This is a genomic window from Brevundimonas intermedia, from assembly GCF_027922165.1.
In the GTDB taxonomy this organism is placed as follows: Bacteria; Pseudomonadota; Alphaproteobacteria; order Caulobacterales; family Caulobacteraceae; genus Brevundimonas; species Brevundimonas intermedia.
The window spans coordinates 670,657-685,724 of the sequence record NZ_BSFD01000011.1 but is presented as its reverse complement, the minus strand read 5'-3'; the positions used below and the strand labels follow the sequence as shown (position 1 = coordinate 685,724).

Genomic DNA, 15,068 nt, shown 5'->3' with positions numbered 1-15,068 from the left:
GGGCCGTGAAGTTTGAATGAAAAGCCCTGTCACACATTGAGGGGGGCTGAGAGCCCGTCGTTGAAGCGCCTAGAACTCACTGGGGGCTACTCAAATGAAGAACCGAATTCTTGGCACGACGGCGTTCGCCGTGGTCGCCGCAACGCCGTTCGTCGCCTTGGCGCAATCCGCCGCACCGGCTGGCGACAGCGCTGTCGTCGCCGCGTCCAGCCGGGCCGATGCGGCCACGCTCGACGAGATCGTCGTCACCGGCTCATACCGCCGCAGCCTTGAAGAGGCGGTGGACATCAAGCGCAAGACGGTCGGCTTCTCGGACTCGATCGTCGCCACCGACGTCGCCAACTTCCCCGAGCAGAACCTGGCCGAAGCGCTGCAGCGCATTCCCGGCGTGACCATCGAACGCAACAAGGGCCTGGGCCAGCGCGTGTCCGTGCGCGGCCTGCCCAGCGAGTTCACCTTCGTCAGCATCAACGGCCTGGCGACCGCCTCGGGCAGCGGCGGCCGGGACGTCGAGTTCGACATCTTCGCCTCAGAGATCATCCAGCAGGTGACGGTCCAGAAGTCCCCGCGCGCCGCCGATGAAGAGGGCGGCATCGCCGGCTCGGTCAATATCTCGACGGCCCGTCCTTTCGACTATGACGGTCGCCGGATTGTGGGCTCGGTCGAGGGCGCCTACAACTCGATCTCTGAAGAAGTCGATCCCAAGGTCGCCTTCCTGGCCAGCGACACCTGGGGCGATTTCGGGGCGCTGGTGTCGTTCTCGACGGCGCGCCGCACCAACCGCACCGACTCGAACTCGGGCATCAACTTCCGTCCCATGTCTCGCTTTCTGGCCACGTCCACGGGCGCCCGGGGCACGCAGGCGGCGGCGGTTCTGCTGCGCGATGCCGGCATCTCGGTGCCGAACCGCGCCGACACCAGCGTCACAAACCGCATCATCTTCCAGGACAAGGTCGGCGACCGCGCCTATCTGAACACCCAGGACCAGTGGGGCGGAACGATCGCGCTGCAGTATCGCCCGTCGTCCAACTTCAGCCTGGCCTTCGACGCCATGGTCGGCGGTTACGAGACCACCGAGGACGAGTATGATGCGGCGGCCTATTCGGCCTCCAGCCGTTCGACCCTGGAAACCATTCATGAGTACGACGCCACCACCCTGGCCGATTACGACATGGTCGTGCTGCGTGACGTCTCTTACACCGCAACCCAGCACGAGTTCCTCAGCAAGGAGCGGATCAACAACACCGACTACCAGCAGTTCGGAACCGAACTGAACTGGAGCGGGGACAGCTGGAAGCTGCACGCCATCGCCGGCTATTCCGGCGCCGAGAAGACGTTGGACAACGCCAATCTGAAGCACGTCGCCTATGCGCCGTCGCGGACCCGCTGGACGGCCGAGGGCGGCGAGACCATACCAAGCGCGACGTCCGCCGGCTTCGACATGTACAACTCGCCGTCGCGCTACCTGTTCGAGGCGTATGAGACCACATACGAAGCGATCAACGACGACAAATACGCCGCCCAGATCGACTTCACCAAATATCTCGATTTCAGTTTCTTCCCGGCGCTGAAGAGCGTCCAGGTCGGCGCGCGCTACACCGACAAGTCCAAGGAGCGTCAGTACGGTTCGCTGAACATCCAGGGCCCGACGGCCGGCAGCACCGCCTGGCTGAACACCCGCACCCTGGCGCAGAGCGAACTGACCCCGATCGGCGACCTTGTGCCCGGCGGCGACTACAGCATCCGCGACCTGACCTGGAGCCAGGTGTCGAACGATTATGCTCGTCGCACCTTCCGCTACGACGGCTTCTTCACGCCCTTCAACGTCGCCGACTACTACGAGGTGACGGAAGAGGTTCTGGCGGCCTACGCCATGGCCGACCTGGAGTTCGACCTGGGACCAGTGCCGGTCGCGATCAACGGCGGCGCCCGTTACATCGATACCTCGATCACTTCGTCGGGTTATCACCAGATCCAGAATCCGAACGGCTCGACCGGCTATACCCCGGCGCCGGTGTCCAGCGACGGCAGCTATGACAAGGTTCTGCCCAGCCTGAACATTACCGCCGATCTGACCGACAGCCTGATCTTCCGCGCGGCGGCTTCGGAAACCCTGATCCGTCCGGCCCTGACCGATCTGGCCTACAAGCGCACGGCCAGCTGGAACTCGTTCCGCTTCACCGACGGCAACCCGAACCTGAAGCCCACCTATGCCAAACAGTGGGAAGTGGGCCTGGAACAGTATCTGGGCGACGGCGGCTTGCTGGCGGTCTCGTACTTCTGGAAGGAAATCGAGGGCGTCGTGCGCCAAGCCTTGACGGGCACGGTGCCGAACGTGACCAAGTACAACGCCAACGGCACGATCGACGGCGTGTACGAGTTCGACGTCTATCAGCCGATCAACCAGCCGGGTTCGTATGAAGTCAGCGGCGTCGAGCTGGTCGCCGTGGTGCCGTTCGGCCAGTTCTACGCCCCGCTGGAAGGGTTCGGGATCAACGCCAACTATACGGTGCTGGACAGCTCGCTGACCGGTTCCTCGACCCTTGGCATTCCCACGCCGCCCATCGGTCTGGCCGACAACACCTACAACGTCACCCTGTTCTTCGAGAACGCAAAGTTCCAGGCGCGGGCGTCCTACAACTATAAGGACGAATATGTCGAAGCCATCGGCTACGAGATGTATCCGATCACTCGCGAGGGCTATGGCCAGCTCGATCTGTCGGCCAGCTACAATGTGACCGACAGCCTTCAACTCAACCTGGAAGGCATCAACGTCACGGATGAGGCGACCAAGGGCTATACGATGGATCCGTCCTTCCCGACCATGTACGAAAAGTCGGGACGCCGCATCAACTTCGGCCTGCGGATGGAGTTCTGATCCATTCCAACGCGTGGATGTCATGTTGAGGGCGGGGAGCGATCGACGTCGTCCGCCGCCTTCCCCGGCCGCGGGACCGAGTTCGCCCTTTGGGGCTGCGGGGTCCCGCCTCGGGACAAGGCCTGGCGTGACGCCCCTTCCGCGAGGAGGGGGCGTCTTCGCATATTCTCGCCTGACGCCCTGCGAAGAGGCCGCCATGGCGGTTGATCAGCTATTTGCGGCCTTGCGTCGCGACCTGATGGCTTATGTCCAGCGCAAGGGGCTGTCGGTCGAGGATGCCGAGGACGTCGTGCAGGAAGCCTTCACGCGCTTTCACCGGGCCGGGCATGACCTTTCCGGCCCCGACGCCCGGCCCCTGTTGTTCGTCATCGCCCGCAATCTGCAGACGGACCGTTGGAAGGCGGCGGGCCGGGCGGGTGTTCGCGGGACCGACGATATTCATTCGCTGGACGCCGGGCCGCGCGCCGTCGCCAGCGATACGCCGGCGGCCGACCAACACCTGATCGGACGCGAGAATTTGGCCGCCGCAGCTCGGGTGATCCGCGCCCTGCCGCCGCGAACCCGCGACGCCTTTCTTCTGCACCGGTTCGAAGATCAGACCTACGGCCAGATCGCCAAACGCCTGGGCGTATCGGTGAGCATGGTCGAGAAACATATCGCCGAAGCCCTCCGTCAGCTGAAGATTTCACGTGATGGCTGAGGTGTGCGGTGAAACTGTCGTTGTGAATATTGAAGGCGTCGGCGCCCTGTCCCCCAGCCGCGTCCCGGAGCGTTTCGTTCGCGCATGATCCAGCGCCTGACATCCCTGTTCGATCGTCGGCCGCAAACTGCCGAAGCCTGGTTGGCGCGCATGCGTCGGCCCAGCGTCCCTGCACGTGATCAGGCGGCTTTCCTCGAATGGCTGGAGGCGGACGACGACCACCTGCAACAGTACGAGGCCGCCAAGGCTGGTCTGGCGGAGCTGTCGCCGCTGAGCGGGGCCTTCTCGGCCGATCTGGCGCGGCTGAGGCGGCGGGCGGTCCGTTCGCAAAGGCGTCTTCTGATCGCAGGCGGCCTTGCGACCGGCGCGGTTGCGGCCCTGGCCGCTTTCGTTCTGGTTTTACCCGGCGTGGGCCGGGAGCCTCCCGTCCGGGCGGGTCGTCTCTATGCAAGCGCGCCGGGTCAGATCACCGATGTCGCGCTTGAAGACGGGTCTCGCGTCACGCTGGACGCCGATACGCGGATCCAGGTCGCCTATAGTCGCGACGCCCGGCGTGTGGTGCTGCTGCGGGGCGCGGCCTATTTCGACGTCGCCCATAATGCCGAACAGCCCTTCCAGGTCGCCGCCGAGGATCGCCGGGTGATCGTCACGGGCACGCGGTTCGCCGTGGCGCTGAGGAAAAGTCAGGCGGAGGTGTCCCTGCTGGAAGGTCGGGTCGCCATCGGCCGTACGGACGTCGGCAAGGCGCGCGCGCTGGAGCGGGCTGTGGCCCTGGCGCCTGGCCAGCAGGCGGTGTTCACGCCGGGACGGGATGGACTGCGTGTACGTCGGATCGACGTCGATGCCGCCACCGCCTGGCGTGAGCGCAGGCTGGTCTTCCACGACACGCCGCTGTCGGTGGTGATTGATGAGGCGGGACGATACGCCGGCACGCCGATGGTCATCGCCGATCCCGCTCTGGCCGATATGAGGGTCACAGCCGTGCTGCCCCTGACAGGCGAGGCGGGCCTGATCGATCGCATGGACGCGCTGCTGCCGATCACTGTCGAGCATACCGCAGACGGTCGCGCCCTGATCCGCGCCGACTAGGTCTATCGCAGAGCTGTCACGCAAGCGCGCTAAGCGTTGCGCTTCTGTTGTTCGCCCTCTTGTCGCAAGGCACGGCCCGCGTGAAACCGCCCGCACCATCGACGCCGTTCGGTGCGCGACGTGACGTGGTCGCGATGGTCGCAGCCCTGTCCTTCCTGACTGTCGGCGGATGGACCTCGTCCGCCGAGGCGCAGGAGGGAATGCGCGACTTCGACATCCCCGCGCAAGACGCCCGACGCGCCCTGGTGCAGCTCTGCGTTTCGGCCGGATGCGAACTGGCGTTTGTCGCGCCTGCCGACGAGTTGCGGCTCAGCCGGCCGGTTCGGGGACGGATGTCTTGGCGCGCGGCCGTGCGCCAGATGCTTGAAGGAACGGGCTTGAGGCACCGCTTCATCGGCGCTCGTGGAGTGCGTATCTGGACGGAGGCGCCGGCGCCGCCTGAACCCGCGCCTCTGCCGGCTGCAGAGCTGGAATCGATCACGGTGGTCGGGCGATGGTCGGAGCAGATCGAAGAATCCCTGCGCCGCAAGCAGGCCGCGGATGTCATATCCGACAGCGCTTCTTCGACCCGGATCGGCGAACTGCCCGCCGCGAACCTGGCCGAGGCCTTGCAGCGCGTGCCGGGCGTGGCCATCGAGCGGGAGGTGGGCGAGGGGCAGTTCGTCAGTGTTCGGGGGCTGGGGCCGCTGTTTCAGTCGGTGACGCTGAACGGGGCGCCGGTCGCGTTCAATGAGAACATCCGCAACTCGACCCAGAGCGGCCGTCAGTTCCGATTCCGCGCCCTGTCGGCCGATCTGCTGGCGGGGGCTCAACTGACCAAGTCAGCGACGCCGGATCTGATTGAAGGCGGGATCGGGTCGAACATCGACATTGAGACCATCGGGGGGCTGGACGGCGATCCTTTCGTTAGCGTCAGAGGCGGCGTTGCGGTGGAGGCGCGCACGCGCCGGCCGGAGACGGATATCTCCGTCGCGGGTCGGCTCGTGTCCGGGGACGGGGACTGGGGACTGGTCGGGGGGATGTCTCAGGAGGGGCGGTCTGTCCTCTACGACCGCTTCCAGGTCGGGCGCTATACGGCGGTCAGGATCGACGGCGAAGATGTCATGGCGCCGAACGACGTCCGCACGACCGTCGAACACGAGGATCGGCTGAGGCGCAGCGTTTTTCTAGGCGGGGAATGGCGGGCGTCGCCGTCGGTTCGACTGAGGTTCGACGGGCTGGTGTCGACCTTCGACAACACCATTCGTGAAGACAGGATCGCCTATGGATTGGGGGGGCTGCTGGAGGCGGCCGATGCGACGGCGTTCATTCAGGACGGCGTGGTCACGGCTGCTTCTGTTCAGGCCGGCACGATCGACAACAACACCGAGTTTTCGGAACAGGCGCATCTGAACGTCGTGGCGTCCGGCGTGGCGACGGTGACGGTCGGCGAATGGACGCTCAAGCCTCGGATCAGCCTGTCCCGCGCGCGATCACGGTTGGATACGCCGCTGGAGCGGATTTCCTTCCGTGCGACTACGCCGCCCGCCTATGGGTTTGACGTCCGCGACGCCGCGTCTGACCGTCAGGCGGCGCTGCTGGAGACCGACCTCGACCTCACCGACGCTTCGGCCTTTGCCTTTAAGCGGTTGGGCGTGCGGGCGATTGAATCTGTCGACGACGACCTTACGGCGCTCGTCGATGTACGGCGTCCGGTGGATGTGCCGCTGGGCGTAATGGATCTTGTCGACGTGCGGTTCGGCGGCCAGATCAGCGACCGGTCACGAGACTATCAGAGGCGGGATCGCGAAGCTTCGCTCAGGACCGGCGCCGAGGTGACGTCCGCCTTTTTAGTCGCGCGGGTTCATGACGGTGTATTCAACGAATTGATCCGACGCCATTCCGGACGCTGGGCTGCGGCTGACTTCGACCTGTTTCAGGACGCCTTTCTCATTCTCGGGGAAAGCGACACGCTCAGCGTGGACCCTGACGCCCTGGTCCCGACCGGCGCGGATCTGCAGAACTCCTATGCGGTCGGTGAGCGTGTGGGCGCCGTATACGGCCGTGCCGACTTCGAGGGACAGGCCGCCGGAACGCCCTTCTTTGGCAACCTCGGACTTCGCCTGGTTACGACGCGCACGGAGGTGAATGGCGCTTTTCTGAACGCGGGGCAGAACGGGGGCGCGGCCATCCGTCCGGTGTCTCACGCCGGTTCCGACACGGCCCTTCTGCCCAGTCTCAACATCGCCTTAGATGTCGATGAGGGGCGCCGACTGCGGCTCGCGGCGTCACGGACAATGACCCGGCCGTCGCTGGCCGATCTGCGTCTGGCGACCGTGCCCGCCAGCTCGCTCGTCTCGAACATCTACGAACGCGGACAGGCCGAGATCGATGCTCCGTCTCCGGGTTCGATCTTCACCGGGGTCGGCGGGAACCCGGATCTAAGTCCCTATATGTCCACGAATCTCGACGCGTCCTTTGAATGGAGTTTCCCGCAGGGCGCGCTCAGCGTCGCGATCTTCCATAAGGCGATCGACGATTTCATCGGCTTGGTGGAGGCGCCGGAGGTCCTGGTGTTCGAGACCCGCGCCGGCCCCCTGGTGCGCGCCGAGGTGCTGATGTCTCGGCCCGCAAATCTCGGCCGCGCCACGAGCCGCGGCCTGGAGATCGGGCTCCATCGCCGGCTGTCGTCCGGTTTCGGCCTGTGGGCCAGCGGCACCTTCACGGATGGTGATGGACCTGGGGGGCGCAGCCTGGCGGGGGTGTCGCGCCTGGCCTATTCCATCAATCCCTTCTTTGAGCGGGGACCGCTCGCGGTCGGCCTGTCCTGGTCCTGGCGGTCCGCCTTCCGGTCCGAGGCGGACATGCAGGGGGGAGGGGTGTCCGACTTCACCGTCGGCGCCGCCGGCTATCTGGACGTCCAGGCCTCCTTCGAGATCGGGTCGGGCGGGGTGTTGGTCATCGCCGCCTCGAACCTGACCGACACGACCGACCTGGCCTACGAGCACGATACGCGACGCCTGCTGCAGCTCGGACGCGTCGGACCCAGTGTGACCGCCAGCCTGCGCTGGGCGCTTTGAACCTCTTTCAACGTCTTTCTTAACTCGAGGACTTCTCATGCTCAATCTAATGGCCGCCCTGATGGCGAGTTCGGCCCTGGCCGGCGCGGCGCCGGCCTGCGACTTGGACGCGGCCGATGTTCGTGCGGCGGGCGGAGATGCTTGCGCCGAGGCCTGGATGGACCGGCGATTGGGAATGAACGACCTGACGGCGGTGGGCACCCACAATAGCTACAAGCTGGCGATCCCGGACGCCGAGCTTCAGGCCATGATCGCCGTCAACCTCGGCGCTGTCGCCCTCGACTATTCGCACCGGCCGTTGGCCGAGCAATTGGACGCCGGCGCACGCCAGATCGAGATCGACGTGCTGAATGATCCGCAAGGCGGACGCTACGCCCGTCCTCTGTCCGCCCTGGGCCAGCCGGGGCAGGGCGCGCCGGTCAGCGCGGCCTTTGCGGAGGCGATGGCCAGGCCGGGGTTCAAGACCCTGCACATGCCGGACGTCGATTTCCGCAGCAGCTGCCTGACCTTCGTCGCCTGTCTGACCCAGATCCGTGACTGGTCGCGCGCCCATCCGGATCACGCCCCGATCCTGATCATGCTGAACGCCAAGACGGGCGGCGCTTCCATGCCGGGCGGGACGACCCCGCTGGACTTCGACGCGGCCGCCTGGGACGCGCTGGACGCCGAGGTGCGTTCGGTGTTCGACGCCGAGCGGCTGATCACGCCCGATCAGGTGCAAGGACGTCACGCCACCCTGCGCGAAGGGGTGCTGGCCGGCGGCTGGCCGAGACTGGGCGATGCGCGGGGCAAGGTCTTCTTCGCCCTGGACGAGGGGCCCGAGAAGGTCGCCAGCTATCGCGGCGCGCGGCGTTCGCTGGAGGGCAGGGTCTTCTTCGTCAATACCGACGAGGCTTCGCCGGCCGCCGCCTATCTGACGCTGAACGACCCCGTCGGCGAGCAGGCGCGCATAAGGGCTGCCGTTCGCGCCGGCTTCATCGTTCGCACCCGCGCGGACGCCGACACCGCAGCGCCGCGGACGGGCGATGTCATGCAACGCAGCGCCGCCTTCGCCAGTGGCGCGCAGTATGTGTCGACCGACTATATGTGGGCCGATCCGCGTTTTCCCGCCTATCAGGTTCGGTTGACGGGCGGCGCAGCCGCCGTCTGCAATTCGTTGCGGACCGAGGTGCGCTGTGACGGTCTGGCTGCAGAACGGACCAGCGAAGCGGCGCTGCGGGGGTATCTGGCCCAGGGAGAGCGGCCGGATCTGACAACCGTGCTGGCCCCGCCGCCCGAACCCGGTTCGCCCCGCGCCATCGCGGACCGAGGCGTCTTCATGGAGACACGGGCTCTGCAGGGCACGCCCCGATGGGCGCTGGCGACCTCGGATGTCTCGGGCGAGACCTATGACCAATTCGCCGAGGCGCTGGGCGTGCGCCTGACGCCAGAAGAGGCTCCTATTCTGACGGCGCTGCTTGACCGGGCGGGCAATGACCGTTCGGTGGTCGGCGACGCTAAGACACACTGGCGCACGAAACGGCCCTATATTGGTACGGACCAGTCGATCTGCGAAGCCAAGAGCGACCATCTGGCCGGCAATCCCGACTATCCGTCTGGCCATTCGGCCCATGGGGCTCATGTGGCCATGATCCTCGCAGAACTGGCGCCCCAGCGCGCTGACGCCCTTTATGCCCGCGGTCGTGAATTCGCCGAGAGCCGCTACATCTGCGGCGCCCACAGCTACAGCGCCGCCGAGGCCGGCATCCTGTCGGGCATGGTCATTTATGGGGCCGAACAACGCTCCGACGTCTTCCGCCGCGACATGGAGGCCGCCCGCGCCGAGGTCCAGGCGGCGTTGGCGCGTGCGAGAATCATTAAGTAAGACCCTGCGGGGCTTCACCGGTCGATATGCCGCTGGAGCCCTGTCTGTACGTAGGCTTCATCCGTCGTCGGCTGCAGAATGAGAATCAGTTCGGCCGTCTGCACGGGATACTCAAACCGGCGTGTAGCGCATCGGCCATCCGCCTTGTCATGCAGCTGAGCCTTGGTATTAGCGCCAGTTCTATCCCCGAGAGATTTTTGGCGCATCAGTGCCCTTGGGGTAGGTGCAATCTGCAAGGCGTGCGGCCAGAAATTGGCAATAAAAACCACGAGAATAACTCTGTGAGAAAAATTTTGATCAGAAAACTCATGCTTTTCGTAATGTACCGGTCATAACCACTATGTCGCCATATTGACACAGCTTCGTCTGAAACGTGTCTCCAAGTCAGTTTATTGGCACTAAATTGGGCTCTTTGTACCCTCATTGGTATTGACACCAGTCGCGCGTCTGGGCGTGTTTGGACACCGTCAGTTTTTGGCGGTCTTCGCGACTGAGGGGCACGATGAACAATACGATTTTGAAACTGATGCTGACGACGAGCTTGTTGGCCTTGGCGGGGCAGGTGCAGGCGCAGACGGCAAACGCCGCCCAGAACACCACGACCTCCGCCGACGATAAGGCTGAAGTCAGCGAAGTAGTCGTGACCGGCACGCGTATCGTGCGGCCGAACAACCAGTCCGCGGCGCCGATCACGAGCGTCACGGCAACGGAAATCGAGGCTGCGGCTGCGGTCAATATTGAAGAAATCCTCAACCGGCTGCCGCAGATCGCGCCGGACAGCCAGCAGAACTATCAGGATTCCGACGGCCGCCAGCGCATAAAGCTGCGAAACCTCGGTTTCGAACGCACCCTCGTGCTGGTGGACGGCAAGCGCCTTGGGACGATGAACGGCCAGGACGCCGGCATCATCCCGACCTCGATGGTCCAGCGGATCGATATCCTGTCGGGCGGCGCCTCTTCGGTCTACGGCTCTGACGCCATCTCGGGCGTGGTCAACTTCATCCTCAAGGATGATTTTGAAGGCCTGCAGCTGGACGCCAACTACAGCTTCTACAACCACGAGAACAAGACCACGATCGTCACGCCGGTCGCGCAGGCCTCGGCCTTCCCAACGCCGATCGGCACGGTCAATGACGGTGGTCGCAAAGACATCACCCTGACTTACGGCAAGCATCTGTTTGACGACGCCCTGACTCTGTCGGGCTTCGTGAACTACCGCGATGCGGACGTGGTGCCCTATGCGGATCGCGCCACCTCGGCCTGTCAACTGACGCAAAGCGTGGTGGACGGCCCGCTGAGCTGCTCGATATCGACCTATTCGCCCAGCGGCTACCTGTCGCCGCAGGGCGGCAGCAACAGCGGGTCAGTCTACCTGAACAATCCGGACGGCACGCGCACCTTCGTGCCTTACGGCATCGGTGAAGGCAAAGCCGCGAACCCCTACGACGGCTACTCGTACCAGCGGGAATCGGAGCGCCTGAACGCCGGCCTCTTCGGCACCCTGAAGCTGAATGACAGCGCCGAGATTTACGGCAACGTCATCTGGTTCAAGGATGAATCCTACAATCGCTTCCCCACGCGGGTTTACAGCTACACGGCGTACGGCAGCACGCCGTACAGCGTGAACTGCAACAACCCTCTGATGTCCGCTGCGCAAGCCACAGGGATCTGCGGAACCCAGGCCGGCACCTCGACCATGATGCCGCTGGAAGTCCGCTATCGCTTCGACGATCTGCCGTACACGCTCGACACCTATGTGAATGAAGGCGTGCGGGCCACCGGGGGCGTGCGCGGTGTGTTTGGCAACGTCTGGAACTACGATATCGGCGGCGTCTATGCGCGCAACCAGCAGGATTATACTTCCGGGGCCTTCGCCGAATTCGAAAAGGTCAATCGTTCGCTGAACGTCGTCAACGTCAACGGCACGCCGACCTGCGTGTCCAAAGTCGACGGCACCGACCCCAACTGCGTGCCCTTCGACGCCTTCCAGGCGGGCAACAACGACCAGGCCCTGGCCGACTATCTGTTCACAGGCCAAAGCGGCACGACCACCGGCGTCGGCACGCTGTACGACCTGGTCGCCACGGTTTCGGGCGACCTAGCCGAGTACGGGATCGTCAGCCCCTGGGCGGATCAAGGCGTCGCGGTTTCGGCCGGCCTCGAGTACCGCGAAGAGCATTGGGAATCGACGGCTGACGCGATCTATCGTCGTGAAAACGGCGGGTCCGACGTCAGCCTGTCGCAGAGCGTTGTTGAAGGAAACATCGAGTTCCAGGCTCCGCTGATCGAAGAGCGCAAATATGCGCACCTGCTTCAGGTCAACGGCGGCTATCGTCTGTCGCGCTACGACACCAACCCGGAGACCTTCAACACCTGGAAGATCGAAGGTTTGTACTCGCCGGTTCAGGACGTGACCTTCCGCGCCGCCTTCAACAAGGCCCAGCGCGCCCCGACGGTGATCGAGATGTCGCAGGCGTCGAACATCAGCTTCACGCGCCAAGGCGGATCGCAAAACGACTTCTGCGCGGGCATCGCTCGCCAGATTCAGGATCCCAACGACCCGACGAAGCAGATCACCGTCATCGACGCCCCGACCGCTTCGCGCGAAGTCTGCCGTGCGACCGGCCTGAGCGACGCCCTGTACGGCAGCACCAGCCTGTCGTGCCCCAACTCGCAATGTACGGTTCGCACCGGCGGCTTCACGGTCGATCCCGAAACCGCCAATACGACCACCTTCGGCGTCGTCCTGCGGCCGACCTTCCTGCCGGGCCTGACCCTTTCGATCGACCGGTTCATCATCGATCTCGATGACTCGATCAACTACAACGACTACAGCTACTATCAGGACGGTTGCCTGAGCAGCGGTGGCGACGCATACTTCTGCGACAAGATCGTGCGCGATCCGGTCACGGGCGCCCTGTATGCCAGCGCCGCGTCGAACCCGACTACCGGCTTCATCAGCCAAGGCACGACCAACGCTTACAAGTCGAAATCCCATGGCTGGGACTTCCAGGGCCAATACGGCCTCGAGTTGGAGAATTTCGGCAAGTTCGATTGGGTGTTCAACGGTTCGCTGTCCACGCGTCAGAGCTGGCAGGATTCGCCCCTGCGGCCCGAGATCAACTGCATCGGCTACTTCGGCTCGTGCGGCGGTCAGTTCGTGCCGGAGTGGACGCACGGCCTGCGTACGACCTACACCATCCCGAACGATCGTCTGAGCGTCTCGGTCAACTGGCGCTATGTCTCGTCGCTGACCCACACGTCCAACTCGGGCGACCCGTTGCTGGGCTGGGTCGAAGGCGGCGAGCGCAAGACCTTCTACCGCATTCCGGCCTACAACTACTTCGACGTGTCGGTGGCCTATAAGGTGACGGACGACGCGAAGCTGCGGGTCTCGGCCAACAACATCCTCGACGAAGAGCCCCCGGTCATCCCGAACTCCTACAACGTCAGCCTGGCGCGGAATAACACCCTGCCTCAGCGTTATGACTCCCTGGGACGTCAGATCTCGATCGGCCTGACGGTCAACTTCTAATCGGCTGATTTCAGCCTCCAAGGCCTAGCCGTTTCGGCGGAGCTGCACCTGTAGCTCCGCCGATTCAATTGGGGGCTGACCAGCCGATCGACAGGCCCGGTTCAATGTAAGGCCCATGGTTGAAAGGCTTCTCGCGCTCGGACCTCAGAGGGCGCTGGCGGCTGATCGCGCTGCGGGTCGTTCCCAAGGGCAAAACAAGAAAATTCCAGCTCTGATCGTCCGATGTTTCAGGGGCAGGTCACGCCAGCATTGTGACAAGTACGCGACGGCGCCTGAAAAAAGGAGCCCGTCCTCTCAGTGTGGCTGATTTCAGAGAACGCGGGCTTGCCGCCTTCTGAAAGCGCGTGCCAGTCTCTGTGCCCATGGGTGTTTCAGACGACACAGCGCTCTGGCTTGCGCGAAGCGTGATGCCGCATGAGCCTGCGCTGCGCGCATGGTTGCGCCGGGGGGCTTCGCCAGCGGACGTCGATGATATTGTGCAGGAAACCTACGCGAAATTGATCGGTGTCGCGGATGTGGGCTCCATCCGTAACGTGCGCGCCTATCTTTTTCGCACGGCGCAGTCCGCTGCAGTTGATCGCTTGAGACGAAAGAGCGTGGTGCCGCTCGACGCCGTCGCAGATATCGACAGACTTCAGATCGCGGCAGATGGGGTGACGCCGGAAGATGAAGTCGTGGGCCGCAACGAACTTCGGCTTCTCGCGAAAATGATCGACCGCCTTCCCGATAAGACGCGTCGTGTCTTCATCCTGAGCCGGGTGGAGGGGCGTTCGCAGAAGCAGATTGCTCAGGAGACGGGATTCCCTGAAAGCACCGTCGAAAAGCACATCGCTAAGGCCTTCGTCCTATTGATGGCCGCGTATGCCGATGGAGGATATGATGCTCCAGATGCGTCAAGGTTGCGGAACGTGCGGATCGGACGAAGGGCGGATGGCAGGGACGGAAACGGCTGAAGAAATCGATCGCCGCGCGGCCATGTGGGCTGCGCGGCTTGATCGTGGCGCGTTTTCACTTGCGGATCAGCGTGAATTCGATGCGTGGGCGGCGGAGGATCCGCGTCGTTTGGGCGCCTTCGCCCGTGCGCGCGCCATAGCGCTTCATTCCAAACAAGCATCCGCCCTGCGCGGCGCCGCCGTTTCCGAGCAACCCGTGATGGCGCGGCGATCTCTGCTGGCGGCCGGAGTCGCCGTGGCGATTTTGAGCGGCACGGGATTGGCTGCGGCCTATTGGCGACGCTCTCAGCGGCTGGATACAGTGCGCGGCGAAGTCCGGTCGGTCCCTCTGGACGACGGCAGCGTTGTCACGCTCAACACCCTTTCGCGTGTCAGCGTTCGCTATACCCGCTCCGTCCGCGAAGTTGTGCTGATGTACGGCGAGGCCCTGTTTGAGGTGGCCGTCGATCCTGTCCGGCCTTTCGTCATGCGAGCGGCCGGCGTCGTGCTTACGACCTACGATGGGTCTTTCCTGTTGAAGCGCTTGAATCAGTCTCCGCTTCAAGTGGCTGCGCTTGCGGGCTCGGTCCATATGCGTGTGGGGCAGGGGCAGGCGCAAATCCTGACCGCCAACCAATTGATCAGTCTCGGCGGAAACAATGTGTCAGGCCGTCGTCCCATAGACGCGCGCCAGACCAACCAGATTCTCGCCTGGCGCGACGGCAAGATCGAATTCCACGACGAAAGCCTGCATGCGGCCGCCGCTGAGTTCGCCCGGTTCAGCGAAGTCCCGATCGAATTCGCGGATCGAAACGTGGCGGAAATGAAAATCACTGGCCTGTTTGACGCAAACGATCCGGCGGCCTTTGCGCGAGCGGCGGCGCGCAGCCTGAATCTGCGCGCAGAAATCAGCACGAGCCGAATTTTGCTGGGTTACGGTTAAATATTTTCCGGACGCTGGAGGATTCCCGATCCGCCCCCCGTCTTGTCTATGTCCGGTGCGCCGGGGGA

General features: G+C 64.1%; 8 protein-coding genes. All 8 read left to right on the top strand.

Annotation, left to right across the window (positions count from 1 at the left end):
• The first annotated feature begins 94 nt into the window (after positions 1-94).
• On the top strand, positions 95-2,878 hold the full coding sequence (locus PKE72_RS16765) for a TonB-dependent receptor (protein WP_271166497.1): 2,784 nt from the start codon (positions 95-97) through the stop codon (positions 2,876-2,878).
• A 196-nt stretch (positions 2,879-3,074) separates the two neighbouring features.
• Positions 3,075-3,578, top strand: a complete 504-nt coding sequence (locus PKE72_RS16760) for an RNA polymerase sigma factor (protein ID WP_267516305.1) — start codon at positions 3,075-3,077, stop codon at positions 3,576-3,578.
• 84 nt (positions 3,579-3,662) lie between these two features.
• On the top strand, positions 3,663-4,667 hold the full coding sequence (locus PKE72_RS16755) for a FecR family protein (RefSeq protein ID WP_271166496.1): 1,005 nt from the start codon (positions 3,663-3,665) through the stop codon (positions 4,665-4,667).
• Between the two features lie 80 nt (positions 4,668-4,747).
• Complete coding sequence (locus PKE72_RS16750) at positions 4,748-7,726, top strand: TonB-dependent receptor (RefSeq protein WP_271166495.1); 2,979 nt, start codon at positions 4,748-4,750, stop codon at positions 7,724-7,726.
• Positions 7,727-7,763: 37 nt separating this feature from the next.
• Entirely contained in the window at positions 7,764-9,590 is a 1,827-nt protein-coding gene (locus tag PKE72_RS16745; protein ID WP_271166494.1) for a Ca2+-dependent phosphoinositide-specific phospholipase C, read from the top strand.
• Positions 9,591-10,092: 502 nt separating this feature from the next.
• Entirely contained in the window at positions 10,093-13,125 is a 3,033-nt protein-coding gene (locus PKE72_RS16740) for a TonB-dependent receptor domain-containing protein (protein ID WP_271166493.1), read from the top strand.
• Positions 13,126-13,487: 362 nt separating this feature from the next.
• Positions 13,488-14,078 (top strand): RNA polymerase sigma factor, encoded by a 591-nt coding sequence (locus PKE72_RS16735; protein ID WP_271166492.1) that lies wholly within the window; start codon positions 13,488-13,490, stop codon positions 14,076-14,078.
• Positions 14,056-15,000, top strand: coding sequence for a FecR family protein (locus PKE72_RS16730; protein ID WP_271166491.1), 945 nt, complete (start codon positions 14,056-14,058; stop codon positions 14,998-15,000). The genes PKE72_RS16735 and PKE72_RS16730 overlap by 23 nt, the downstream gene beginning before the upstream one ends.
• The last annotated feature ends 68 nt before the right edge of the window (positions 15,001-15,068 follow it).